35 protein-coding genes are annotated in these 23,397 nt (G+C 66.2%); 4 read left to right on the forward strand and 31 right to left on the reverse strand.

The window, feature by feature from the left end; all coding sequences use genetic code 11:
- Positions 1–62: 62 nt before the first annotated feature.
- The 3 genes from V7S63_RS16175 to crcB form a co-directional block, all read right to left on the reverse strand.
- Positions 63–560 (reverse strand): hypothetical protein, encoded by a 498-nt coding sequence (locus V7S63_RS16175; RefSeq protein WP_336530973.1) that lies wholly within the window; start codon positions 558–560, stop codon positions 63–65.
- A gap of 106 nt (positions 561–666) precedes the next feature.
- On the reverse strand, positions 667–1,983 hold the full coding sequence (locus tag V7S63_RS16180) for an RluA family pseudouridine synthase (protein WP_442896479.1): 1,317 nt from the start codon (positions 1,981–1,983) through the stop codon (positions 667–669).
- On the reverse strand, positions 1,980–2,363 hold the full coding sequence (crcB, locus tag V7S63_RS16185) for a fluoride efflux transporter CrcB (protein ID WP_442896480.1): 384 nt from the start codon (positions 2,361–2,363) through the stop codon (positions 1,980–1,982). Before crcB ends, V7S63_RS16180 begins: the two co-directional genes overlap by 4 nt.
- 237 nt (positions 2,364–2,600) lie before the next feature.
- Here crcB and V7S63_RS16190 point away from each other — a divergent pair, with 237 nt between their 5' ends.
- Positions 2,601–3,863: a hypothetical protein gene (locus V7S63_RS16190; protein ID WP_336530976.1), complete on the forward strand. Its 1,263-nt coding sequence runs from the start codon at positions 2,601–2,603 to the stop codon at positions 3,861–3,863.
- Positions 3,864–4,028: 165 nt separating this feature from the next.
- On the opposite strand, the gene V7S63_RS16195 is transcribed toward V7S63_RS16190, so the two are convergent.
- A complete protein-coding gene (locus V7S63_RS16195; RefSeq protein ID WP_336530977.1) occupies positions 4,029–5,336 on the reverse strand; it encodes a replication-associated recombination protein A in 1,308 nt (435 codons plus the stop codon).
- 1 nt (position 5,337) lies between these two features.
- The gene (locus tag V7S63_RS16200; protein ID WP_100962329.1) at positions 5,338–6,771 is read right to left on the reverse strand and encodes a DegQ family serine endoprotease; all 1,434 of its coding nucleotides are present in this window, start codon (positions 6,769–6,771) and stop codon (positions 5,338–5,340) included.
- A 156-nt stretch (positions 6,772–6,927) separates the two neighbouring features.
- Between V7S63_RS16200 and V7S63_RS16205 the strand changes: the two genes are divergently transcribed.
- On the forward strand, positions 6,928–7,347 hold the full coding sequence (locus tag V7S63_RS16205) for a BLUF domain-containing protein (RefSeq protein WP_158673445.1): 420 nt from the start codon (positions 6,928–6,930) through the stop codon (positions 7,345–7,347).
- Positions 7,348–7,351: 4 nt separating this feature from the next.
- On the opposite strand, the gene V7S63_RS16210 is transcribed toward V7S63_RS16205, so the two are convergent.
- The 6 genes from V7S63_RS16210 to V7S63_RS16235 form a co-directional block, all read right to left on the reverse strand.
- On the reverse strand, positions 7,352–8,308 hold the full coding sequence (locus V7S63_RS16210; RefSeq protein WP_336530978.1) for a tripartite tricarboxylate transporter substrate-binding protein: 957 nt from the start codon (positions 8,306–8,308) through the stop codon (positions 7,352–7,354).
- Positions 8,309–8,524: 216 nt separating this feature from the next.
- Entirely contained in the window at positions 8,525–8,944 is a 420-nt protein-coding gene (gene rplQ / locus V7S63_RS16215) for a 50S ribosomal protein L17 (RefSeq protein WP_100962331.1), read from the reverse strand.
- Between the two features lie 113 nt (positions 8,945–9,057).
- Positions 9,058–10,074, reverse strand: coding sequence for a DNA-directed RNA polymerase subunit alpha (locus V7S63_RS16220; protein ID WP_091842218.1), 1,017 nt, complete (start codon positions 10,072–10,074; stop codon positions 9,058–9,060).
- Between the two features lie 91 nt (positions 10,075–10,165).
- Entirely contained in the window at positions 10,166–10,555 is a 390-nt protein-coding gene (gene rpsK / locus V7S63_RS16225; RefSeq protein WP_043237079.1) for a 30S ribosomal protein S11, read from the reverse strand.
- Between the two features lie 122 nt (positions 10,556–10,677).
- Entirely contained in the window at positions 10,678–11,046 is a 369-nt protein-coding gene (rpsM, locus tag V7S63_RS16230; RefSeq protein WP_091842220.1) for a 30S ribosomal protein S13, read from the reverse strand.
- 227 nt (positions 11,047–11,273) lie between these two features.
- Positions 11,274–12,470 carry an ABC transporter substrate-binding protein gene (locus tag V7S63_RS16235; protein ID WP_100962333.1) on the reverse strand — a complete coding sequence of 399 codons (1,197 nt, stop codon included), beginning with the start codon at positions 12,468–12,470 and terminating at the stop codon, positions 11,274–11,276.
- A 278-nt stretch (positions 12,471–12,748) separates the two neighbouring features.
- On the opposite strand from V7S63_RS16235, the gene V7S63_RS16240 reads away from it, so the two are divergent.
- Both V7S63_RS16240 and V7S63_RS16245 read left to right on the forward strand, forming a co-directional pair.
- The gene (locus V7S63_RS16240; protein WP_091842225.1) at positions 12,749–12,985 is read left to right on the forward strand and encodes an antitoxin; all 237 of its coding nucleotides are present in this window, start codon (positions 12,749–12,751) and stop codon (positions 12,983–12,985) included.
- Complete coding sequence (locus V7S63_RS16245) at positions 12,982–13,383, forward strand: type II toxin-antitoxin system VapC family toxin (RefSeq protein WP_091842228.1); 402 nt, start codon at positions 12,982–12,984, stop codon at positions 13,381–13,383. Before V7S63_RS16240 ends, V7S63_RS16245 begins: the two co-directional genes overlap by 4 nt.
- Positions 13,384–13,394: 11 nt before the next feature.
- Here V7S63_RS16245 and V7S63_RS16250 read toward each other — a convergent pair whose 3' ends face one another.
- The 20 genes from V7S63_RS16250 to rplB form a co-directional block, all read right to left on the reverse strand.
- Positions 13,395–13,697, reverse strand: coding sequence for an alkylphosphonate utilization protein (locus tag V7S63_RS16250; protein ID WP_091842230.1), 303 nt, complete (start codon positions 13,695–13,697; stop codon positions 13,395–13,397).
- A gap of 76 nt (positions 13,698–13,773) precedes the next feature.
- Positions 13,774–14,355 carry an adenylate kinase gene (locus tag V7S63_RS16255; RefSeq protein ID WP_091842232.1) on the reverse strand — a complete coding sequence of 194 codons (582 nt, stop codon included), beginning with the start codon at positions 14,353–14,355 and terminating at the stop codon, positions 13,774–13,776.
- A complete protein-coding gene (gene secY, locus V7S63_RS16260) occupies positions 14,355–15,692 on the reverse strand; it encodes a preprotein translocase subunit SecY (RefSeq protein WP_091842235.1) in 1,338 nt (445 codons plus the stop codon). Before secY ends, V7S63_RS16255 begins: the two co-directional genes overlap by 1 nt.
- A 98-nt stretch (positions 15,693–15,790) precedes the next feature.
- A complete protein-coding gene (rplO, locus tag V7S63_RS16265) occupies positions 15,791–16,270 on the reverse strand; it encodes a 50S ribosomal protein L15 (protein ID WP_091842237.1) in 480 nt (159 codons plus the stop codon).
- Between the two features lie 13 nt (positions 16,271–16,283).
- Complete coding sequence (rpmD, locus tag V7S63_RS16270) at positions 16,284–16,478, reverse strand: 50S ribosomal protein L30 (protein ID WP_091842304.1); 195 nt, start codon at positions 16,476–16,478, stop codon at positions 16,284–16,286.
- Positions 16,479–16,488: 10 nt separating this feature from the next.
- The gene (gene rpsE / locus V7S63_RS16275) at positions 16,489–17,052 is read right to left on the reverse strand and encodes a 30S ribosomal protein S5 (RefSeq protein ID WP_091842240.1); all 564 of its coding nucleotides are present in this window, start codon (positions 17,050–17,052) and stop codon (positions 16,489–16,491) included.
- 134 nt (positions 17,053–17,186) lie between these two features.
- Positions 17,187–17,549, reverse strand: coding sequence for a 50S ribosomal protein L18 (rplR, locus tag V7S63_RS16280; RefSeq protein WP_336530979.1), 363 nt, complete (start codon positions 17,547–17,549; stop codon positions 17,187–17,189).
- An 11-nt stretch (positions 17,550–17,560) separates the two neighbouring features.
- Entirely contained in the window at positions 17,561–18,094 is a 534-nt protein-coding gene (gene rplF / locus V7S63_RS16285) for a 50S ribosomal protein L6 (protein WP_091842246.1), read from the reverse strand.
- Positions 18,095–18,129: 35 nt separating this feature from the next.
- Positions 18,130–18,528, reverse strand: coding sequence for a 30S ribosomal protein S8 (gene rpsH, locus V7S63_RS16290; RefSeq protein WP_057193248.1), 399 nt, complete (start codon positions 18,526–18,528; stop codon positions 18,130–18,132).
- Positions 18,529–18,540: 12 nt separating this feature from the next.
- Positions 18,541–18,846 (reverse strand): 30S ribosomal protein S14, encoded by a 306-nt coding sequence (rpsN, locus tag V7S63_RS16295; protein WP_057193250.1) that lies wholly within the window; start codon positions 18,844–18,846, stop codon positions 18,541–18,543.
- 36 nt (positions 18,847–18,882) lie between these two features.
- A complete protein-coding gene (rplE, locus tag V7S63_RS16300; RefSeq protein WP_091842249.1) occupies positions 18,883–19,449 on the reverse strand; it encodes a 50S ribosomal protein L5 in 567 nt (188 codons plus the stop codon).
- Positions 19,442–19,759: a 50S ribosomal protein L24 gene (gene rplX / locus V7S63_RS16305; protein ID WP_057193254.1), complete on the reverse strand. Its 318-nt coding sequence runs from the start codon at positions 19,757–19,759 to the stop codon at positions 19,442–19,444. The genes rplE and rplX overlap by 8 nt, the downstream gene beginning before the upstream one ends.
- Positions 19,759–20,127: a 50S ribosomal protein L14 gene (gene rplN / locus V7S63_RS16310; protein ID WP_091842252.1), complete on the reverse strand. Its 369-nt coding sequence runs from the start codon at positions 20,125–20,127 to the stop codon at positions 19,759–19,761. The genes rplX and rplN overlap by 1 nt, the downstream gene beginning before the upstream one ends.
- A 111-nt stretch (positions 20,128–20,238) precedes the next feature.
- Positions 20,239–20,481 carry a 30S ribosomal protein S17 gene (gene rpsQ / locus V7S63_RS16315; protein WP_091842255.1) on the reverse strand — a complete coding sequence of 81 codons (243 nt, stop codon included), beginning with the start codon at positions 20,479–20,481 and terminating at the stop codon, positions 20,239–20,241.
- Positions 20,482–20,494: 13 nt separating this feature from the next.
- Complete coding sequence (gene rpmC / locus V7S63_RS16320; protein WP_091842257.1) at positions 20,495–20,707, reverse strand: 50S ribosomal protein L29; 213 nt, start codon at positions 20,705–20,707, stop codon at positions 20,495–20,497.
- 10 nt (positions 20,708–20,717) lie between these two features.
- Positions 20,718–21,131, reverse strand: coding sequence for a 50S ribosomal protein L16 (gene rplP, locus V7S63_RS16325; RefSeq protein ID WP_057193262.1), 414 nt, complete (start codon positions 21,129–21,131; stop codon positions 20,718–20,720).
- Positions 21,132–21,149: 18 nt separating this feature from the next.
- A complete protein-coding gene (rpsC, locus tag V7S63_RS16330) occupies positions 21,150–21,866 on the reverse strand; it encodes a 30S ribosomal protein S3 (protein WP_091842260.1) in 717 nt (238 codons plus the stop codon).
- Between the two features lie 10 nt (positions 21,867–21,876).
- Entirely contained in the window at positions 21,877–22,260 is a 384-nt protein-coding gene (gene rplV / locus V7S63_RS16335; protein ID WP_091842262.1) for a 50S ribosomal protein L22, read from the reverse strand.
- A 3-nt stretch (positions 22,261–22,263) separates the two neighbouring features.
- A complete protein-coding gene (gene rpsS / locus V7S63_RS16340; RefSeq protein ID WP_091842265.1) occupies positions 22,264–22,542 on the reverse strand; it encodes a 30S ribosomal protein S19 in 279 nt (92 codons plus the stop codon).
- A gap of 8 nt (positions 22,543–22,550) precedes the next feature.
- Entirely contained in the window at positions 22,551–23,393 is an 843-nt protein-coding gene (gene rplB / locus V7S63_RS16345; RefSeq protein ID WP_091842268.1) for a 50S ribosomal protein L2, read from the reverse strand.
- Positions 23,394–23,397 lie beyond the last annotated feature (4 nt).

Here is a 23,397-nt window from a genome sequence, read left to right on the forward strand (position 1 = left end):
CTACAGGAGTTGGCGGCAGCCCGCCATCTCCGCCGGCGCAAGGCCCTCATGCCGTCATGGCCTCACCCTTGCGGGCTGCGGCCGCATTCGACGATGGCAGCCTTCAGGGCCTCGCCATCAAGCCCCTTGCCGCGTGCCTCCTTGCGGCATTCGGCCCGCTGGGCGAGGTCCGGCCGCTTGCCGTTGAAGCAGGCGACCAGCGCTGCCGTCCGTTCGGCCCCTTTGAGCCCGGTCGCATCGGCTTCCTGCTTGCAGACGGCCCGCGCCGTCTCGGCTGTCGGCTTGCCGTCGCGCGTCAGGCCATCGCTGGCATAGAGCTTCACGCTGGGAAAACGCTCCTGCATGCACTCGCGCATGGCGCGGCGCAGGTCATCGCCTGACAGCGCGACGTTCTCGGCATAGCAGTCGCGTCGCGCCTCGGCCCGGGCGGCACGCGGCACCGGCTCGTCAGGCGCCGCAGCAGCCGGTTTCGGGGCAACTGGGGCCGGCTGCGACTGGGCAAAGCCGGCGGAGGAGAACGACAGAACGAAGCCGGCGGCAAGCAAGGCGATGCGCAACATGGAAAGCCTCCCGTGACAAAGGGTTCACAGGAACAAACTTAGAACATATCGCGTTTTGTTCGACAAGTGTTCTCACGCTAGGTTACGCAACTTTTTCGTGCAAACCTCACTCGTCCGGCGCATCGACGATCGGATCGTAGGGCGCATCCTCGAAGCCGAGCAGGTTCCAGCTCTGGCGCATATGCGGCGGCAGCGGCGCGCTGACGTCGATCGTGCCCTTGCCGCGCGGATGCGGCAGCACAATGCGCCGGGCGAGCAGATGCAGCTTGTTCTGGATGCCGCCGGGCAGCTCCCAGTTCTGGATGTTGAAGTATTTGGGATCACCGACGATCGGATGGCCGATATGGGCGGCGTGGGCGCGCAATTGGTGGGTGCGTCCCGTCACCGGCTTGAGCGAGAGCCAGGCGAGCTTCTGCGCCGCGGTCTCGACCACGGCGTAATAGGTCACCGCATGCATCGCGCCGTCGTCGCCATGCTGGGCGACGGCCATGCGCTGGTCGCCGTCATAAGCCTCCTCGCGGGCGAGATAGGTCGAGATCCGGCCCTGGCGCACACGTGGCACGCCGGCGACCAGAGCCCAGTAGACCTTGCGGGCCGAGCGCGAGCGGAAGGTCTTGGCCAAAGTCGCCGCGGCGAAGCGCGACTTGGCGATGACGAGGCAGCCGGCCGTATCCTTGTCGAGGCGATGGACGAGGCGCGGCTTCTGCCCGTCCTTGCCGGTCAGGGCATCGAGCATGCCGTCGACATGCCTCGTCGTGCCGGAGCCGCCTTGCACAGCCAGGCCCGCCGGCTTGTTGAGGACGATGACGTCGTCGTCCTCGTAGAGCGTGATCGAGCGCAGGAAGCCGATCGTGTCGCCATCGGCCTTGGCCGAGCGCGGCCGCTCCGCCGCCTGCTCGAGCTTGAGCGGTGGGATGCGCACGGTCTGGCCGGCTTCGAGCCGGTCCTTGCTGTCGGCGCGCTTGCCGTTGACGCGCAGTTCGCCCTTCCGGACGATGCGCTGGATATGGCTGAAGGAGAGCTGCGGAAAACGCGCTTCGAGGAAGCGGTCGATCCGCATCTCGTTCTCGTCCGGCGTCACCACGAGCTGCTGCACGCCGGTCGCGAGCACCTCGGCGGTCACGGCCTTGACCTCGGCGCGCGTCGGCGCATCCGTGATCGGCGGCTTGCGTGTCGCGGGCGTGCGCGGTGCTGGCGTGCGCGCACCTGCGGCCCTCGGCGCTGGATGATGTGGCTTCGGGTTGCGCGTCGGTTCGGTACGCACGACCTCGTCCTCCGCCGGCCGCGGCCTGGCTCGGGCCGAGCGGCGCGCGTCATGGCTCGGGCGCTTGCCTTTCGGCGCGCCTGAGGCAGGCGGCCTGCCGCCACGCTTGGAACTGTTGCCGCGTGGAGGACCGCTCGGTCCCTTGCCCCCGGTTCTCATGATAGCCCCCTGACCAGAGCGAGCCCCGCGACCAGCGCCATGAGCGAGAGGACGACCGAGCACAGCACGTAGAATGCGGCCAGCATCATCTCGCCGCGCTCCCAGAGCAGCACCGCGTCGAGCGAAAAGGCCGAGAAGGTCGTGAAGCCGCCCAAAATGCCGGTGGCGAGGAAGAGCCGGGCATTCTGCGTCCAGCCCTCGCCCGCCTTGAAGGCGAGGAAACCGGCGACGAGGCCCATCACCCCGGAGCCGATGATGTTGATGGCCATCGTCCCATACGGGAACGACATGTCGAGCCATTTCAGCGAGACGATGTTGACGCCGTGCCGGAGCACGCCGCCGATGCCGGCGCCGAGGAAGACGAGAGCGGTGGAAAGCATTCCCGAGGCATAGAGCGCCGCGTCATCGCGCACAAACGAAATCCGCTGCAATCCGGTGGTCTGCGATCGCCAGCAGGCCGCTTTCATCGAGGATGCCGTACGCTCCTTCCTCGGAACGATTGACTTGCCGCCTCCCCGCCCGGCAGAAAAGTCGAGACGCAAGGGGTGGTCGTCGCGCCGATGGCATGCGGTTCCGAACCGGGAGGCGAGCGTATCGGCGCGGCTTGGCGCGCGATCTTGCCTGCCGGCCTCGGCCTCGCCCTCCTCTCGCAGACCGCCCTCGCCGCGCCGCTGCGCCTGCCGTCCCGCCCGGCGCAGGCGCCAAGCTTCGCTCGCGCCTGCACGATCGCGCCTCCCGAAATCCAGCCGCTTTTCACCGGCGGGCCGGCCAAGCCCGCGGATTCGAGCGAGGAGGCGGACGACGACAGCGACGACGATGATGACGATGAGGAGGACGAAGACCCGCCGGAGCGCGGCCTCGTCCTGCCGGGGTCGGCCACTTGCCTTGCCATCTCCGGCACTGTCAGCGCCGGCATGCAGCGCGATTCCTTCCGCGCCTCGCGCAACGGCCCACCGGCCCCACCGGCCGCGACCTCCTTCCCCCTGAGCGCCGCTTTCCGCATCGCGACCTCGCATGAGCTCGCCTCGGGCCTGCGCGTCGGCACGGCCTTCGGCTTCACTCTGTACAGCCCGGTCGACGGCGCCAGCGATCCTTCGATCGACGAGGCGACCATCCTGGTCGGCCCCTGGACCTTCGGCCTCGATGCCTCGCGCTTCTCGTTCTGGACCGGCGACGAGTTCATCTTCTCGGCGCGCGTACCCTCGCGCACCGTCGGCATCATCGCGCTGGAACTGCCGCTGACCGAGAGCTGGACGGCCACGCTGGCCCTCGAAGATCCCGCGCTCGGCAACACCGCCTCGAGCGCACCGGTCCCGACCGGGCGGCGCATACCGGACACAATCGGCCGCCTCGTTTACGAGCAGGACGGCTGGACCATTCATGGCGCGCTCGCCTTGCGCGAGATCCCCGGCACGCCCGCGCGCTTCGGCCGGGCCGGCATCGTCGGCGCGACCTATGAAGGCGAGGCGCTGGGCCATGGCTGGAGCCTGACCGCTCAGCTCGCCGGCGCGATAGACGGGGCGCCCTATCTCGGCTCGGTGCTCGACGCCCGCACCGTCAACCGCGTGCTGGTGGCGAGCGATGCCACGCGCGGCTTCTCCGGCGTCGTCTCCGGCCGCTTCGAATGGACCGACGAGCTCGCCAGCAACGCCTATCTCAGCCGCTACTGGCTCGAAGTGCCGCTCGCCGGCCAGATCCGCGGCGAGGTCAGGATCGACCGCTTCGCCGCCAATCTGGTCTGGACGCCGGTCGAGGGTTTCAAGGCCGGCATCGAGAGCTCGGTCGCCTGGGCGAAGATCGCACTGACAGGCCGCGAGATCCCGGTTGGACTGGCCGGGCGACAGATCTCGACGCAGGTGTTCATCGAGCGGAGTTTTTAGAAGCAATTGCTTTTTACAGAGCTGCCAATGCCGTCATGCTCGCGCTTGTGGCGAGCATCGACGTCCTGGACACCGCGCCGTCCGAAGGAAGACGTGGATGGTCGGGACAAGCCCGACCATGACGGAGAATAGCTGGCATTCTCCTGCGATCGGCAGAAGAGCGCCCTACTCCCCCCGCTCCTGCCGGAGCTTCTCCCAGTATTCCAGCCGCTTCCTGATCTCGCGCTCGAAGCCGCGCTCGGGCGGATCGTAGAAGCGCTGCCGGCCGAGTGCGTCCGGCCAGTAGTTCTGGCCGGAGAAGGCGTCGGGGGCGTCGTGGTCATAGGCGTAGTCCGCTCCGTAGCCCTCTTCCTTCATCAGCTTGGTCGGGGCGTTCAGGATCGTCTTGGGCGGCGTCAGCGAGCCCGCCTGCTTGGCGGTGCTCATCGCCGCCTTGTAGGCGACATAGGCCGCGTTCGATTTTGGCGCGGTGGCGAGATAGATTACCGTATTGGCCAAAGCGAGCTCGCCCTCGGGCGAGCCGAGCTGCTCATAGGTCTCGGCGGCGGCGCGGGCATGCACCAGCGCCTGCGGGTCGGCGAGGCCGATATCCTCGACCGCCATGCGCACCAGCCGCCGCGCCAGGAAGCGTGGGTCCTCGCCGGCATCGAGCATGCGGGCGAAATAGTAGAGCGCCGCGTCCGGATCGGAGCCGCGGATCGTCTTGTGCAGGGCCGAGATCAGATTGTAGTGGCCGTCCTGCGCCTTGTCGTAGATCGGCGCACGGCGCTGGATCACCTCGGAAAGACCGGCCTCGTCGAAGATCTCGCCCGGCTTGGCGGCGCGCCAGGTCTCCTCGGCCAGCGTCAGCACCGCCCGCCCATCGCCATCGGCGAAGCGCGCCAGCGCGAGCCGCGCCTCCGGCGTCAGCGGCAATTCGCGATTCTCCAGCGCCTCGGCCCGGCCGAGCAGGAAGAGCAGTGCGCCCTCGTCGAGCGCCTTGAAGGTCAGGACGCGGGCGCGCGACAGCAGCGCGGCGTTCAAGGCGAAGGACGGGTTCTCGGTGGTGGCGCCGACCAGCGTGATCGTGCCGTCTTCCATCACCGGCAGGAAGGCGTCCTGTTGGGCCCGGTTGAAGCGGTGGATCTCGTCGACAAACAGCAAGGTGCCCTTGCCGCCGAGCCGGCGGCCGCGGGCGGCGTCGAAGGCTTTCTTCAGATCGGCTACGCCTGAGAAGATCGCGCTGATCTGCTCGAAGCCGAGATCGGTCTGCCCCGCGAGCAGGCGCGCCACCGTGGTCTTGCCGGTGCCGGGCGGCCCCCAGAAGATCAGGCTGCCGAGCGAGCCCGAGGCGATCAGCCGGGTCAGCACGCCGTCCTCGCCGGTCAGGTGATCCTGGCCGGAGACCTCCCCGAGCGTCGTCGGCCGCACCCGGTCCGCGAGCGGGCGCGGACCGGATTTGTCGAGGCCGGAGGCGGAGAAGAGGTCGGTCACCTCACCCGCCGAACACGGACGTCACGGTCTGACCGCCGCGCGAGATCGTCACCTCCCAGGAGCGCTTGCGCTCGCGCGTCGCCAGCTCGATCTCGCGCGAGGCATTGATGCGCTCGCCATTGATGGCGAGGATGAGATCGCCCTTCTGGAAGCCGACGCGCGCGGCCGGGCTGCCTTCCTCGATATTGCCGACGACGACACCCTCGGTCGAGAGGTCGATCGAGAGCTCCTCGGCGACCGCCGGCGACAGGTTCAGCACGGTGAGCCCCGTGAAGGGCGAGCGGCCGGCGACCTTGACCGGCTCGCGCGGTCGCGTCTCCGGCGCCGGCGTCAGCTTGACGGGGACGGTGATGCGCTTGCCGCCGCGGAGCACGGTGAGCTGCGTCGTGCCGCCGATCGGACGGGTCGCGAAGCGATAGCCGAAGCTCTCGGGATCGTCGACGCCGACGCCGTCGACGGCGAGGATCACGTCCGAGCGCTTGAGGCCGCCTTCGGCCGCAGGCCCGGAATCGACGACGCTGGCGACCACGGAACCGGCCGGCCGGTCGAGCCCGAGCCCGTCGGCGACGTCCTGGGTCAGCGCCTGCAGCCGCGCCCCGAACCAGGCCCGGCGAACCGTCGTCGCCCCCGTCTTGGCACTGTCGACGACGACGCGGACCATGGCCGAGGGAATGGCGAAGCCGATACCGACGCTGCCGCCCGATTTCGAGAAGATCGCGGTATTGATGCCGGTGAGCCGGCCCTGCATGTCGACGAGCGCGCCGCCGGAATTGCCGGGGTTGATCGCGGCGTCGGTCTGGATGAAGGACTGGGCGTCGCCGACGCCGACCTGGGTGCGCGCCAGCGCCGAGATGATGCCCTGCGTCACCGTCTGGCCGACGCCGAAGGGATTACCGATCGCCAGCACGAGATCGCCGATCTGCAGCGCATCGGAATCGCCGACCTCGATCGCCGCAAGCTCCTTGGCGCCCTTGAGTTTGAGCACGGCGAGATCGGTGCGCGGATCGCGCAGCAGGATCGTCGCCTCGTATTCGCGCTTGTCGGCCAGCGCCACCTTGACCTCGGTCATCCCCTCGATGACGTGGTTGTTGGTGACGACGAGCCCCGCTCCGGCATCGACGATGACGCCCGAGCCGAGCGAGCGCTGCACCTGCTCGCGCGGCAGGCCGAAACCGCCATCACCGAAGAAGCGGCGGAAGAACGGATCGTCCATGAACGGGTTCTGCGGCCGCCGCTCGACACGCGCGCCATAGACGTTGACGACCGAAGGCGCGGTCTTCTGCACGACCGGCGCGAAGGACAGCGTGATCTGCTGCCGCGCCTCCGGCACTTGCCGGGCCTGGGCGAGGGCCAGCGTCGAGGCGCCCGCGGACAGTGCAAGGCCGAGGGTCAGAGCGACGAGCTGACTGCGGTTCGGCACGATGGAACGGCGCATGCCGATCTCCTTCTTGAAACAAAACGACTGCCCCGGGCGTTCGTTTCCCGAACTATCCCTCCACGGCAGCAGCCCGGATAGTCTGCGAAACACGCGCTGCGTGCTTCCGTTCCGGGTCGCGAAACCCTTCATCTCACCCCCGGAAGGAATGTCGACGTGAGCCTCGTGCGCCTTGTTTATGCCAGCCGCAGCCGACTCGTCGAGGCGGATCGACGTGTCGAGCTCGCGCGCATTCTCGAGACGGCGCGGCGACACAATGCGCAAAGGCATCTCACAGGTTTCCTGATGGCGACACCGGGTGGATTCGCCCAGGTCCTCGAAGGCGAGGCCGGGTCTATCGCGGAAACCTATGGCCGGATCATGGTCGATCCGCGCCATGGCGATCTGCGCCTGCTGGCGCAGGATGCCATCGCTCACAGGCAGTTCGCCGGCTGGGCGATGGCCCTTGCCGAGCGTAACGAGACGACTGCGTTCATCTTCGGGCTCTATGGCGTCTCTCCCGACGCCGAGATCTTCGAGCAGCCGCTGGACGTTCTGCTCGACCTCGCCACAGAACTCGCCAGCGCCCGGGCCTGAAAGCCTATTTGGCGTCGCTGAGCAGCACCTTGTACTTCTCGATCTCGGCCGGAACCATCTTGGCGACGAACTCGGGCGACATCTCGTCCTTTTCAGGCAGCACCGAAGAGAGCTCCTTGAAGCGCGCATGAAGCTTTTCGCTGGAAAGCGCTGTGCGCAGCGCCTGATTGAGCTTGTCGATCACCGGCTGCGGCGTGCCCTTCGGCGCGAAGATCGCGTTCCAGCCCTGCGCCTGGAACGCCGGCAGCCCGGCTTCGGCCGAGGTCGGCACATCGGGCAGGCTCGGCAGGCGCTGCGGCGTCGCCACCACCAGCGCCTTGACCTTGTTGCCCTGGACCGCGCCGGAGAGCGAGGTCGCTGCATCGCAGACGCCGTCGATCTGTCCGCCCATCAGGTCGTTCAGCGCCGGGCCCGCGCCGCGATAGCTCACCAGCGCCACGTCGAGGCCGGACGCCTTCAGGAAGTTGCGGCAGATCAGATAGTTCGACGAGCCGACGCCGGCATGGCCGAGGCTGAGCTTGCCGGGATTGGCCTTGGCGTAGGCGAGGAACTCCTTGAGGTCCTTGGCCGGGAAGTCGAGCTTCAGCGCGATCATCGGCGAGGTCTTGGCGACCAGGCCGACCGGCACGAAATCGGCGGGCGTGTATTTCAGGTCGTTGTAGATCGTATAGGAGGCGGCATTGGTGCCGCTGTTGCCGATCACGATGGTATAGCCGTCGGGCTCGGCCCGGGCCGCCCGCGTCAAGGCGGTCGCGCCGCCCGCTCCGCCCATGTTCTCCATCACGATGCGCTGCCCGAGAACCTGCGCCATTTCCTCGCCGACGAGGCGGGCGATCACGTCGGAGGAGCCGCCGGCCGCGAAGGGCACCAGCATGTTGATCGGCTTCGACGGATACTTGTCCTGGGCTGCTGCGGGCAGGATGGCGATGGCGGCTAAAATGGCCAGAGCAGCGCGCTTCATGCGAATATCTCCCTCGACGCCGGGCTTTCTCCAAAGCGGTCTTCGGAACCGCCCTGCCCGGTTCGGGCAGACGCTAGCACCCACCTGACGCGGGGAGAAGCGCAAGCGGGCGCAACAATCTCGCGCAGCAATCCCCTCTCGCCTCTGACCTGCACAGGCAAAACAAAAAGGGCGGCCCGAAGACCGCCCTTCCGAAATGCTTGATGTCGGCGCGGCTCAGGCCGCCTGCTCGTCATCCGCCGTGAAGACCGGGCCGGAATCCTTGCCCTTGGCGTCGACGTCGCGATCGACGAACTCGATGACGGCGAGCGGGGCGTTGTCGCCGAAGCGGAAGCCCGCCTTCATGATGCGCAGATAGCCGCCATTGCGCTCCTTGTAGCGCGGGCCGAGGACCGCGAAGAGCTTGCCGACCAAAGCGACGTCCTTGATCTGCGCGATCGCCTGGCGGCGGGCGTGCAGGTCGCCGCGCTTGCCGAGCGTGACCAGCTTCTCGACGACCGGACGCAGGTCCTTGGCCTTCGGCAGCGTGGTGGTGATCTGCTCGTGCTTGATCAGGGCCTGGGCCATGTTGGCGAACATCGCCTGGCGATGCTCGGCAGTGCGGTTGAAACGACGACCGCGGAAACCGTGACGCATGTTTGGCTCCTTCGTTGCTTACGGCCGCCGTGCCACGGAACGGCCGTCCTTTATGCTCCGGTGCTCATGCGCCGGGCGGGAAGTGGCGCGGGACGCAGTCCCGCGCCGGGGTCTCAGTAGTGCTCTTCGAAGCGCTTGGCCAGCTCTTCGATGTTCTCCGGCGGCCAGCCCTGCACGTCCATGCCGAGATGGAGGCCCATGGTGGCCAGCACTTCCTTGATCTCGTTCAGCGACTTGCGGCCGAAGTTCGGGGTGCGCAGCATCTCGCCCTCCGACTTCTGGATGAGGTCGCCGATATAGACGATGTTGTCGTTCTTCAGGCAGTTCGCCGAGCGGACCGACAGTTCGAGCTCGTCGACCTTCTTGAGCAGGGCCGGGTTGAACGGCAGCTGCGGCGCGGTCGAGACGGCCTCTTCCTTGCGCGGCTCTTCGAAGGTGATGAAGACGGCGAGCTGGTCCTGCAGGATGCGGGCGGCGAGCGCCAGGGCATCCTCGGGCGAAACCGAGCCGTTGGTCTCGATCTGCATGGTCAGCATGTCGCGGTCGAGGTTCTGGCCCTCGCGGGTGTTCTCGACGCGATAGGAGACCTTCTTGACCGGCGAGTAGAGGCTGTCGACGGGGATCAGGCCGATCGGCGCGTCCTCGGGACGGTTCTGCTCGGAGGGGACATAGCCCTTGCCGGTGTTGACCGTGAACTCCATGCGGATCTCGGCCCCGTCGTCCAGCGTGCAGAGCACGAGCTCGGGGTTGAGGATCGACACGTCGCCGATGGTGTTGATGTCGCCGGCGGTGACAGCGCCCGGGCCGGTCTTGCGCAGGGTCATGCGCTTGGGACCCTCGCCCTGCATCTTGATGGCGATCGCCTTGATGTTCAGGACGATGTCGGTGACGTCCTCGCGCACGCCCGGGATCGAGGAGAACTCATGCAGCACGCCGTCGATCTGGACGGCGGTGACGGCGGCACCCTGGAGCGAGGAGAGCAGCACGCGACGCAGCGCATTGCCGAGCGTCATGCCGAAGCCGCGCTCGAGCGGACGCGCGATCACGGTGGCCAGACGCTTCGGGTCGTCGCCGACCTTGACTTCGAGCTTGTTAGGCTTGGACAGATCCTGCCAATTCTTGCTGATCACGACCGCACTCCTGGTGATTCAATAATGGCGGCGGCGGGCCGCCCCGTACCGGCGTCCGCCCCTGCGGACGCCGCTTCGATCCGGCTAAGGCTCAGACGCGGCGACGCTTGCGCGGCCGGCAGCCATTGTGCGGGATCGGCGTCACGTCGCGGATCGAAGTGACGGTGAAGCCGGCGGCCTGCAGCGCGCGCAGCGCCGACTCGCGGCCCGAACCCGGACCGGTGACCTCGACCTCGAGGGTGCGCATGCCGTGCTCGGCAGCCTTGCGGGCAGCGTCCTCGGCGGCGACCTGGGCTGCATAGGGGGTCGACTTGCGCGAGCCCTTGAAACCCATCGTGCCGGCGGACGACCACGAGATCGTGTTGCCCTGCGCGTCGGTGATGGTGATCATGGTATTGTTGAACGAGGCGTTCACATGCGCGACGCCGGAGACGATGTTCTTGCGTTCGCGACGACGGACGCGCTGGGCTTCCTTGGCCATAGTCTCTTTCTTCCATCCTTCAGGCGCGCCCGTGATGCCAGGCGCTGGGGATATCGCCTGCCCGCGAGCGGGTCAGGCGACGCAAAATACTGCAGCGAGCCGGTCGCCCGGCCCGCCGAAACTCACTTCTTCTTGCCGGCGATCGGCTTCGCCTTGCCCTTGCGGGTGCGGGCGTTGGTGTGGGTACGCTGGCCGCGCACCGGCAGCGAGCGGCGATGGCGCAGGCCGCGATAGCAGCCGAGGTCCATCAGGCGCTTGATGTTCATCGAGACTTCGCGACGCAGATCGCCCTCGACGAGATAGTCGCGGTCGATCGTCTCGCGGATCTGCAGGACCTCGGCGTCGGTCAGCTGGTTGACCCGGCGCTCGGCGGCAATGCCGACCTTATCGCAGATCTCCTTGGCCTTGTGGGCGCCGATGCCGTGAATGTACTGCAGACCGATGACGACGCGCTTGCCGGTCGGAATGTTGACGCCCGCGATACGAGCCATGGTCTTCACCTCTCCATTGCGGCCATGACGCCGGGCGCCATGACAATGACAAGAACTCCGCGTCCGGTGGAGGCCGGCCCTTGCGGAGCGTTGAATCCAGTCCACGCGAGAAAGCGACGTCGATCCTTCTTGCGAAGGCATCGGCATCGCTCAGCTGAAACCGGATGGCGCGCTGGTAGTCGGTTAAGCGCGCCCTGTCAACCCGGGCGCGCTCGCCCCGGCTGCCTTTACTTCTTCACCAGCGGGCACTTGCTCTCCGACAGCGGCGCGATGATCTCGGCCGCCGGGATCTTGCGGACCACCTTGAAATAGTCCCAGGGCGCCTTCGATTCGGAGGGGCCCTTGGCCTCGACGAGCAACATGTCGTTCATCAGGCGACCGTCCTCGCGAATCCTGGCGCCGGGTGCGTAGAAGTCGTCGACAGGCAGTTCCTTCATCTTGGCCGCGACAGCAGGACCCGCCGCCGTGCCGGCCGCCTTGACCGCCTTGAGATAGTGCAGCACCGACGAGTAGACGCTCGCCTGGATCATCCCCGGCATCTTCTTCGTCCGCGCCATGTAGCGGTCGGCGAAGGCGCGGCTCGGCTTGTCGGCGTCATGGTAGTAGGCAGCGGTGGTGATCAGCCCCTTGGCCTTGTCGAGGCCGAGCCCATGCACGTCGCTCAGGACCACGACCATGGCGGCGAGCTTCTGGCCACCATCGACGAGGCCGAACTCGCCGGCCTGCTTGATCGAATTGATCGTGTCGCTGCCGGCATTGGCGAAGGCGACGATCTTGGCCTTGGAGGCCTGCGCCTGCAGCAGGAAGGAGGAGAAGTCGGGCGTCGAGAGCGGCGCCCGCACGGTACCGAGTGTCTTGCCGCCATTGGCGGCAACAACCTTCTCGATGTCGGCGGTGAGCTGATGGCCGAAGGCGTAGTCGGCAGCGATGATGTACCAGCTGTCGCCGCCCTCGCGCAGGATCGACAGCGCCGTGCCCTTGGCCGAGGTCGCCGTATCGAAGGTCCACATGAAGCCGGTCGCCATGCAGTCCTCGTTGAAGAGGCGCGTCGTCGCCGGGCCGTTGTAGAGCGCGACCTTCTGCTTCTCCTTGGCGATGCCGGCTACGGCGAGCGCCACGGCCGAATTGGTCAGGTCGGCGATGGCGGTGACGCCGTCGACATCGTACCAGCGCCGCGCCAGGCCCGCGGCGACATCCGGCTTGTTCTGGTGGTCGCCCGAGACGATCTCGATCGGCTTGCCTAGCACCGAGCCGCCGAAATCCTCGATCGCGAGCTTGGCCGCCTCGACCGAGCCGAGCCCGCCGAATTCGGCGTAATTGCCCGACTGGTCGTTGAGGACGCCAATCTTGACCGCGTCCTGCGCCAGCACCGTCGAAGCCGTCGCCAGCAGCGCAGCCGCCACAAGGCAAGCAACCCGTTTCATGTCGTCCTCCCGTTTGCCGGCCGATCGGATCACCGGCGATGGCGCGTGCCACCGGCATAGGCTGCCGTCGTCCCGTGTCTTGGCCGTCATCGGCCTGGGGCGGAGTTCAGTCGGCGGGAGGAGATGTGTCAATTGCAACCGCGGCGCGCGAAATCGCGCCTGCGCCGGCGCAAAAGCGCACCAGTGTGCCAGCTGTAACGAGAGCTTGGCGTGAGCCTTGCCGTAAGCAGGGGCTGAGCATATGCTGTGGCATATGCCAACTATCCGGAGCGGCGCACATGAACGAAATCCGGCATGTCAGGCTGTTTCGCAATGGCCGCAATCAGGCTGTTCGCATCCCTGTCGAATTCGAGCTTCCCGGCGACGAGGCTCTGATGCGCCGAGACGGCGACCGCCTCGTCATCGAGCCGCTGGCTAAACGAGGCCTGTCCGCCCTGCTCGAAAGCCTCGAGCCGCTCGACGGTGTCTTCCCGGAGATCAGCGATCCCGTTCCGGCGCCGGAGCGCGACATTTGACGCGTTATCTGCTCGACACCAACATCATCTCTGATCTGGTGCGGCAACCGCAGGGCCGTGCCGCAAAACGCATCGCCGAGATCGGTGATCGCCAGATCCTGACGAGCGTGATCGTCGCGGCCGAATTGCGCTATGGCTGCAGGAAAGCCGGCTCGGCGCGCCTGTCGGCAACAGTCGAGGCGTTACTCTCCGAGATCGAGACCATTCCTTTCGACGAAGCTGCCTCGCGTACCTATGCCGATCTGCGCACGGCCCTTGAGGCAAGGGGGAAACCGATCGGCGGTAACGACATGCTCATCGCTGCACAGGCTCTCGCGCTCGGCTGCATCGTGGTCACGGCGAACATCGATGAATTCGCCCACGTCGACGGGCTCGAAGTCGAGAACTGGCTAGCCTGACCTGAGCGCCCTCACCGCTTGCGCACGAACTCCGTGCGCAGCACCAATCCCTTGATGGTCTCGTGCCGGCAGTCGATCTCTTCGGGATTGTCCGTCAGCCGGATCGAGCGGATCACCGTGCCCTGCTTCAGGGTCTGGTTGGCGCCCTTGACCTTGAGGTCCTTGATCAGCGTCACCGCATCGCCGTCGACCAGGATGTTGCCGGAGGCGTCGCGGACCTCGCGCTGCTGCGCCGCAGCCGCCGCCAGTTCCGAAGCCGGGCGCCACTCGCCGGTCGCCTCGTCATAGACATAGTCGTCATCGCCATCGGCCATGGGCCCGGCTCCTTCGCCAAGAAAAAACCGCGCGGCGAAGGCCGCGCGGCGTCTGAATGACCGATCAGGCTGGATATCAGCCCGCCAGCGCCTCGTCGATCGCACTCGCGACCTGCTCGATCGGCTGCATGCCGTCGATCGGCGTCAGCTGGCCGCGCTTGTCGTAATAGGGCGCGACGATCGCGGTATCGCGGTTATAGGCTTCGAGCCGGGTCTTGAAGACCTCCGGGTCGTCGTCCTTGCGCACCGGCTGGCCGGCGGCCTTGGCCTCCTCGGCCCGGCGCACGATCCGGTCGACCAGCTTGCTCTGGTCTACGCGCAGCTCCAGCACCTTGTCGAGTTTCAGTCCCTTGCCGGCCAGCATCGAGTCGAGTGCCTCGGCCTGCGCCAGCGTGCGCGGGAAGCCGTCGAGGATGAAGCCCTTCCTGGCGTCGGCTTCCTCGATGCGGTCGGCGACGATGCCGATGACGATCTCGTCCGAGACGAGCCCGCCGGCATCCATCACCGCCTTGGCCTTGAGGCCGACCGGCGTGCCGGCGGCGACTGCCGCGCGGAGCATGTCGCCGGTGGAGAGCTGCGGAATGCCGTGCTTTGCGACGATCCGTGTCGCCTGAGTGCCTTTGCCCGCCCCCGGCGGCCCCAGGAAAATCAGCCTCATCAGCGCCTTGCCCCCCTCAACTTCGCTTTTTTGACCAGCCCCTCATATTGATGGGCCAGGAGATGACCATGGACCTGAGCCACCGTGTCCATGGTCGTCGTCACCACGATCAGCAGCGAGGTGCCGCCGAGCAGGATGATCGGAATCTGGGCATAGGTGATCATGAACTCCGGGATCAAGCAGACGATAGTCAAATAGGCGGCGCCAAGCACGGTGATGCGCGTCAGCACCCGGTCGATGTGTTCGGCGGTGCGCTCGCCCGGGCGAATGCCGGGCATGAACCCGCCATGCTTCTTGAGATTGTCCGCCGTCTCGACCGGATTAAATACGATCGCGGTGTAGAAGAAGCAGAAGAAGATGATCAGCGCCGCATAGAGGAACATGAACAGCGGCCGGCCATGCGCGAGGTAGGTCGCCATCGTCGCCAGGATGCCGGTGCCGCCCGAAGCCTGCGAGAAGCTGGCGATCGTGGTCGGCAGCAGCAGCAGCGACGAGGCGAAGATCGGCGGGATCACGCCGGCGGTGTTGAGCTTCAGCGGCAGGAACGAGGTCTGGCCCTCATACATCCGGTTGCCGACCTGGCGCTTGGGATAGTTGATCAGCAGGCGGCGCTGGGCGCGCTCGACGAAGACCACGAAGGCGATGACGCAGACCGCCATCACCATGACGAGCAGCAGCAGGCCGGTCGAGATGGCGCCCTGACGGCCGAGCTCGAGCGTCTGCGCCAGCTGGGCCGGGAATTCGGCGATGATGCCGGCGAAGATGATCATCGACGTGCCGTTGCCGATGCCGCGGCTGGTGATCTGCTCGCCGAGCCAGAGCAGGAACATGGTGCCGCCGACCAGCGTGATGGTGGTCGAGATCAGAAAGAACGGCCCCGGCTCCAGCACGAGATTGCCCGAGCCCTGAAGACCAACGCCGATGCCCCAGGCCTGGAACAGCGCCAGCACCAGGGTCAGATAGCGCGTGTACTGGTTGAGGATCTTGCGGCCCGCCTCGCCCTCCTTCTTCAGCGCCTCGAAGGTCGGGACGACGCTGGAGAGCAGCTGGATGATGATCGAGGCCGAGATGTAAGGCATGATCGCCAGCGCGAAGATCGCGAGCCGGCCGACCGCGCCGCCGGAGAACATGTTGAACAGGCCGAGCACGCCCGACTGGGTCTGCTTGAACAGGTCGGCGACCGCATCCGGGTTCATGCCGGGCAGCGGGATATAGGTGCCGAGCCGGTAGACGATCAGCGCCCCCAGCGTGAACCAGATCCGCTTCTTCAGCTCGTCGGCCTTGGCCAGCGCGCCGAAGTTCAGGTTTGCCGCAAGCTGTTCAGCCGCCGATGCCATGCGTCCGGTCCTTGGGTGATTCTCTGGTCTAGACAGTCGAACGGCGGCCAAGGCTTCGGGCCCGGCCGCCGCTCGCGTTAGTCATGTAAGCGTGGAAGTCACGCCTGTGAAGCGGCAGCCGCCAGGATCTTGACCGTGCCGCCGGCCTTCTCGATCGCCTCGACGGCCGACTTCGACGCACCGGCCACCTCGAAGGCGAGCTTCGCCTTGAGTTCGCCGACGCCGAGGATCTTGACGCCGTCCTTGGCCTGCCGGGTGATGACGCCGGCGGCGACCAGCGCCTCGACCGTCACCGCACCCTTGGCATCGAGCTTCCCGGCTTCGACCGCCTGCTGGATGCGCCCGAGGTTGACCTCGTTCAGATCCTTGGAGAACAGGTTGTGGAAGCCGCGCTTCGGCAGGCGCCGATAGAGCGGCATCTGGCCGCCTTCGAAGCCCTTGACCGCCACGCCGGCGCGAGCCTTCTGGCCCTTCACGCCACGTCCGCCGGTCTTGCCCTTGCCGGAGCCGATGCCGCGGCCGACGCGGATGCGCGACTTGGTTGCGCCTTCGTTGTCACGAATGTCTGTGAGTTTCATCGGTTCGCCCTCCTCACTTCGCGTCGACGACGCGGACGAGGTGCTTGACCTTCTCGACCATGCCACGCGCAGCCGGCGTGTCCTGCAGGGTCGATTGGCGGCGGATCTTGTTCAGGCCGAGACCGATCAGGGTCTGGCGCTGCGAGGCGTCGCGGCGGATCGGCGAACCGATCTGCTCGACGGTGAAGGTCTTCTCAGCCTTTGCCATCGAAACCTCCTCACGCGTCCGCGCCGGCATCCGCGCCGGCATCGCGGCGGCGGGTCTGCAGGGCCGAAACCTTGAGCGAGCGACGCGCGGCGACGCTGCGCGGCGAATCCTCGTTCTTCAGCGCATCGAAGGTGGCGCGCACGAGGTTGTAGGGGTTCGAAGAGCCGAGCGACTTCGAAACCACGTCCTGCATGCCGACCGCCTCGAAGACGGCGCGCATCGGGCCGCCGGCGATGATGCCGGTACCGGCCGGGGCAGCGCGCAGGATGACCTTGCCGGCGCCGTGACGGCCGTGGACGTCATGGTGCAGCGTGCGGCCGTCGCGCAGCGGGACGCGGACGAGGCCACGCTTGGCGGCTTCCGTCGCCTTGCGGATAGCCTCCGGCACTTCACGGGCCTTGCCGTGGCCGAAGCCGACGCGGCCCTTCTGATCGCCGACGACGACGAGGGCAGCGAAGCCGAAGCGACGGCCGCCCTTCACCACCTTGGCGACGCGGTTGATGTGGACGAGGCGGTCCACGAATTCAGAATCACGCTCTTCGCGGTTCTGACGGTCACGAGGTTCTCTCGCCATATCTTCCTCTTACTTGCGCGGACGGTACCGATCGTGGCCCGCCGCTCGCTCGAGCGCTCCGGAATGGAGCGACTTTCCAAATGCGATATGCGGGAAGCCCGTGAGGCCTCCCGCATCCCGCGATAGTCAACCGATCAGAAGCTCAGCCCGCCTTCGCGAGCGGCCTCGGCCAGCGCCTTGACGCGGCCATGGTACATATAGGCGCCACGGTCGAACACGACCTCCTTGACGCCGGCCTTGATGGCGCGCTCGGCAAGGATCTTGCCGATCTGCGCCGCGGCCTCGACATTCGCACCCGACTTGATGTCGGCGCGGATGTCCTTGTCGAGCGACGACGCCGAAGCGAGCGTCAGCCCCTTGGTGTCGTCGATGACCTGCGCATAAATCTGCTTGCCGGTGCGGTGCACCGACAGGCGGGCGCGGCCATTGGCCACTTTCTTGATCGCGCGGCGGACGCGGGCCTTGCGGCGCGCAGTCACAACTGTCTGCTTGCTCATGGCTGCCGTCCTTACTTCTTCTTGCCTTCCTTGCGGAAGATGAACTCGCCGGCGTACTTGACGCCCTTGCCCTTGTAGGGCTCGGGACCGCGATAATCGCGGATCTCGGCGGCGGTCTGGCCAACGACCTGCTTGTCGATGCCGGAGATCACGATCTCGGTCGGCTTCGGCGTGACGATCGCGACCCCGGCCGGGATCGGATAGTCGATGTCGTGGCTGTAGCCGAGCGAGAGCTTGAGGACCTTGCCGGCGACCGCGGCCTTGTAGCCGACGCCGTTGATCTCGAGCTTCTTCTCGAATCCGGCCGTCGTACCGACGACCAGGTTGTTAATGCGGGCGCGCGAGGTGCCCCAGAGCGCGCGGGCGCGCTTGGTCTGCGAGCGCGGCTGGACGGCGATGGCGCCGTTCTCCAGTGCGACCGAAACCTCTTCGGGAACCTCGAAGGACAGTTCGCCCTTCGAGCCCTTGATCTTGACCAGCTGGCCCGAGACGTTGGCGGTGACGCCAGCGGGGACCGGAACGGGCTTCTTACCGATACGAGACATTGGATCTCTCCTGATGAGCAGCTGTGCGCGAAAGGTCAGAAGACCTTGCAGAGCACTTCGCCGCCCACGTTCTGCTCGCGGGCAAGGTGATCGGACATCACGCCGCGGGGCGTGGAGACGATGGTGACGCCGAGGCCGTCGGCCACGCGAGGCATGGTCTCGACCGAGGAGTAGACGCGACGGCCGGGCTTCGACACGCGCGAGATCGACCGGATGACCGGCTGTCCCTCGTGGTACTTCAGCTCGATGTCGAACTCCGTGCGGCCGTTGCCGAACTCGGTGGTCGAATAGCCGCGGATGTAGCCTTCCGACTGCAGCACGTCCAGAACGCGGGCGCGCAGCTTCGAGCCCGGGGTGGAAACGCGCGACTTGCGCCGCATCTGCGCATTGCGGATGCGGGTCAGCATATCGCCAAGCGGATCGATGATCGCCATGATGCTACCTCCTCACCAGCTCGACTTGACGAGGCCGGGAACCAGCCCCTTGTTGCCGAGCTCGCGCAAAGCAACGCGCGACATCTTCAACTTGCGATAGAAAGCGCGCGGGCGGCCGGTGACTTCGCAACGGTTGCGCACGCGGATGCCGGCGGAATTGCGCGGCAGTTCGGCCAGCTTCAGGCGAGCGAGGAAGCGCTCGTCCATCGACTGGTTCTCGTCATTAGCGATCGCGAGAAGACGCGCACGACGGCCCGCGAATTTCTTCACGAGCGCTTTGCGGCGGTTGTTGTTCTCGACGGAGCTTTTCTTAGCCATCGATATCTCCTGGTTTCCGCGTATGAGCCCGAAGGCTCACTGCCGGAACGGGAAGTTGAAGTGCTTGAGCAGAGCGCGTGCCTCGTCGTCCGACTTCGCAGTCGTGCAGACGATCACGTCCATGCCCCAGACCTGGTCGACCTTGTCGTAGTTGATCTCGGGGAACACGATGTGCTCCTTGATCCCGAGCGCGAAATTGCCGCGCCCGTCGAACGACTTCGGGTTGAGGCCACGGAAGTCGCGCACGCGCGGCAGAGCAATGGTGACGAGCCGATCGACGAACTCGAACATCTTGGTCTTGCGCAGCGTGACCTTGGCACCCACCGCCATGTTCTCGCGCAGCTTGAAGCCGGCGATGGCGAGGCGGGACTTGGTGATGACCGGCTTCTGGCCGGCGATCATGGCGAGGTCGCCGGCGGCGTTGTCGACCTTCTTGCGGTCGGCCGTGGCTTCGCCCACGCCCATGTTGATGACGACCTTCTCGAGGGTCGGCACTTCCATGACGTTCTTGTAGCCGAACTCGGCGATCATCGCGGGACGGACGACGTCCTCGTAATGCTTCTTCAAACGCGGCGAGAGAGCCGCCTGCTGATTGTCAGCCATCGATCAGATCCCCCGAACGCTTGGCGAAACGAACCTTGCGGCCGTCATCGAGCACCTTGAAACCGACGCGGGTCGGCTTGCCGTCCTTCGGATCGGCGACGGCCAGGTTCGACAGGTCGATCGTGGCTTCCTTGCTGATGATGCCGCCCTCGGACTGGGCGGTCGCCTTGGTGTGCTTCTTCACCAGGTTCACGCCGCGCACGACGGCGCGGGCGTCCTTCGGCAGGACCTGGAGCACTTCGCCGTTCTTGCCCTTGTCGCGGCCGGCGAGCACGACGACCTTGTCGCCCTTCTTGATTTTCGCAGCCATCACAGCACCTCGGGAGCGAGCGAAATGATCTTCATGTGGTTCTTGGCGCGCAGCTCGCGCGGAACCGGTCCGAAGATGCGGGTGCCCACCGGCTCCTTCTGGTTGTTGATCAGCACGGCCGCGTTGCGGTCGAAGCGGATCACCGAACCATCGGCGCGCTTGATGTCCTTGGCGGTGCGCACGACGATCGCCTTCATGACGTCGCCCTTCTTCACGCGGCCGCGCGGGATGGCTTCCTTGATCGAAACCACAATGATGTCGCCGATGCGGGCATAGCGCCGCTTCGAGCCGCCGAGAACCTTGATGCACATCACGCGGCGGGCACCGGAATTGTCGGCGACCTCGAGATTCGTCTGCACCTGGATCATGGCCTTGATCCTTCCATTCCATATCAGCGCGGTTTCCGGACAAAGGCGGATTGCCTAAGCCCGGACTACGACTGACGGGGGTCGATCGCCCCCTGGCCTCAATGATTCGACTTACGCCTTGGGAGCGTTGTCGAGCACAACCCAGCTTTTCAGCTTGGAAATCGGCTTCGACTCCTCGATCCAGACCGAGTCACCGACCTTGAACGATCCCGCCTCGTCATGGGCGTGATAGTTCTTCGAACGGCGCACCGTCTTCTTGAGGAGCGGGTGCGTATAACGCCGCTCGACCTTGACCACAACAGTTTTGTTTTGCTTGTCGCTAACGACGACGCCCTGCAGCACGCGCTTCGGCATGGTCCCCTACTCCTCAGGCGCTCACTGCTGCGGTCTTCGACCGCTGCAGTGTCTTGATGCGGGCGATCTCCTTGCGCACCAGGGTGACCCGAGCGGTATTCTCGAGCTGGCCGGTGGCGCGCTGGAAACGCAGGTTGAACTGCTCCTTCTTGAGCTTGAGAAGCTCGTCCTGGAGCTGGTCCGCGCTCATCACTTTGAGATCGGACAGGCGTTGAGTCGATTTCATCTCGCCCTCCTTACTCGGCGATGCGCTGGATGAAGCGGGTCTTGATCGGCAGCTTGGCGGCGCCCAGACGGAGCGCCTCGCGGGCGATATCCTCCGGCACGCCGTCGAGCTCGAACATGATCCGGCCAGGCTTGACCTTGGCCGCCCAGAACTCGGGCGAACCCTTGCCCTTACCCATGCGGACTTCGGTCGGCTTCTTCGAGACCGGCACGTCCGGGAAGATCCGGATCCAGACTCGACCCGCGCGCTTCATGGCGCGGGTGATGGCACGACGGGCCGCCTCGATCTGGCGGGCCGTGACGCGCTCCGGCTCCTGGGCCTTCAGGCCGAACTGGCCGAAGTTGAGGTCCGTACCGCCCTTGGCGACGCCGGAAATGCGTCCCTTGAACTGCTTACGGAACTTAGTGCGCTTTGGTTGCAGCATGGCTCTTCTCGATCAGCCTTACGCAGCCTGCTCGCGACGTTCGCGGCGCTCACCACCGGAGCGGCCGCCCTCGTCCGAGAGGCGCTTGTCCTGGGCCATCGGGTCGTGTTCGAGGATCTCGCCCTTGAAGATCCAGACCTTGATCCCGCACGTGCCATAGGTCGTGAAGGCAGTGGCGACGCCGTAGTCGACGTCGGCGCGCAGCGTATGCAGCGGCACGCGGCCCTCGCGATACCATTCGAGGCGCGCGATTTCCGCGCCGCCGAGACGGCCCGAGCAGTTGATGCGGATGCCCTCGGCGCCCAGACGCATCGCCGACTGCACGGCGCGCTTCATGGCGCGACGGAAGGCGACGCGGCGCTCGAGCTGCTGCGCGATCGAGTCGGCGACCAGGGTCGCGTCGATCTCGGGCTTGCGCACCTCGACGATGTTGATCGTCACGTCGGCGTTCGTCAGCTTCGCGACCGTCTTGCGCAGCTTCTCGATGTCGGCACCCTTCTTGCCGATCACCACGCCCGGACGAGCCGAGTGGATGGTGACGCGGCACTTCTTGTGCGGACGCTCGATGATGATCTTCGAGACGGCGGCCTGCTTCAGCAGCTTCATCAGGGCGGCGCGGATGGCCATGTCCTCATGAAGCAGCTTGCCGTACTCGCCCTTGGCGGCGAACCAGCGCGAATCCCAGGTCCGGTTGATGCCGAGACGAAGGCCGATCGGATTGATTTTCTGACCCATCGTTCTCTCCTCAGGCCTTCGCAGCCTGAACTTCGCGCACCACGATCGTGATGTTGGCGAAGGGCTTCATGATGCGGGCGCCACGGCCGCGAGCGCGGGCATGGAAGCGCTTCATGACCAGCGCCTTGCCGACGAAAGCCTGGGACACGACCAGATCGTCGACGTCGAGATCATGGTTGTTCTCGGCGTTGGCGATCGCGCTCTGCAGGCACTTGCGCACATCGGTCGAGATCCGCTTGCGCGAGAACTCGAGGTCGGCGAGCGCGGTCGAGACCTTCTTGCCGCGGATGAGCTGGGCGAGAAGGTTCAGCTTCTGCGGGGAGACGCGCAGGTTGCGCGCTACCGCCTTGGCCTCGTTCTCGGGCAGCGCACGGGGGGCTGAGGGCTTACCCATGGCTTACTTCCTCTTCGCCTTCTTGTCGGCAGCGTGGCCGGGGAAGGTGCGCGTCGGCGAGAACTCGCCGAACTTGTGGCCCACCATCTCCTCGGAGACGTTCACCGGCACATGCTTGTGGCCGTTGTAGACGCCGAACGTCAGACCGACGAACTGCGGGAGGATCGTGGAGCGGCGGCTCCAGATCTTGATGACTTCCGACCGGCTCGCCGAACGGGCGACCTCGGCCTTCTTCAGGAGGTATCCGTCGACAAACGGACCTTTCCAAAGCGAACGCGCCATGACGGACCTCAGTTCTTCTTCTTGCGGGCGTGACGGCTCGACACGATGAACGTATCGGTCCGCTTGTTCGAGCGGGTCTTCTTGCCCTTGGTCGGCAGACCCCAGGGCGTGACCGGATGACGGCCGCCCGAAGTGCGGCCTTCGCCGCCGCCGTGCGGATGGTCGACCGGGTTCATCGAGACACCACGGTTGTGCGGACGACGACCCAGCCAGCGCGAGCGCCCGGCCTTGCCGTCATTCCGGTTCATGTGGTCGGGGTTCGAGACCGCGCCCACCGTCGCATAGCACAGGCCGCTGATCAGGCGCTGCTCGCCCGAGTTCAGGCGGACGATGACGTAGCCCTGGTCGCGACCGACGATCTGGGCGTAGTTGCCCGCCGAACGCGCCAGCGCACCGCCCTTGCCGATCTTGAGCTCGACATTGTGGACGATCGTGCCGATCGGCAGCGTGCCCATCGGGGCCGCGTTGCCGGGCTTCACGTCGACGCTGTCGCCGGCGATGACGCTGTCGCCGACCGCCAGGCGCTGCGGCGCCAGGATGTAGGCGAGCTCGCCGTCCTGATACTTGATCAGCGCGATGAAGGCCGAGCGGTTCGGATCATACTCGATCCGCTCCACGGCAGCCGGGATGCCGGCCTTGCCGCGACGCTTGAAATCGATCAGGCGCAGCGTGCGCTTGTGACCACCGCCGCGGAAGCGGACGGTGATGCGGCCGAGATTGTTGCGGCCGCCCGAGGACGACTTGCCCTCGGTCAGCACCTTGACCGGCTTGCCCTTGTAGAGCTCGCTGCGGTCGACGATCACGAGCTGGCGAAGGCTCGGCGTGATCGGCTTGAAACTCTTCAAAGCCATGATG

The sequence above is a fragment of the Allobosea sp. CCNWLY174 genome (assembly GCF_037120455.1).
Taxonomy (GTDB): Bacteria; Pseudomonadota; Alphaproteobacteria; order Rhizobiales; family Beijerinckiaceae; genus Allobosea; species Allobosea lupini.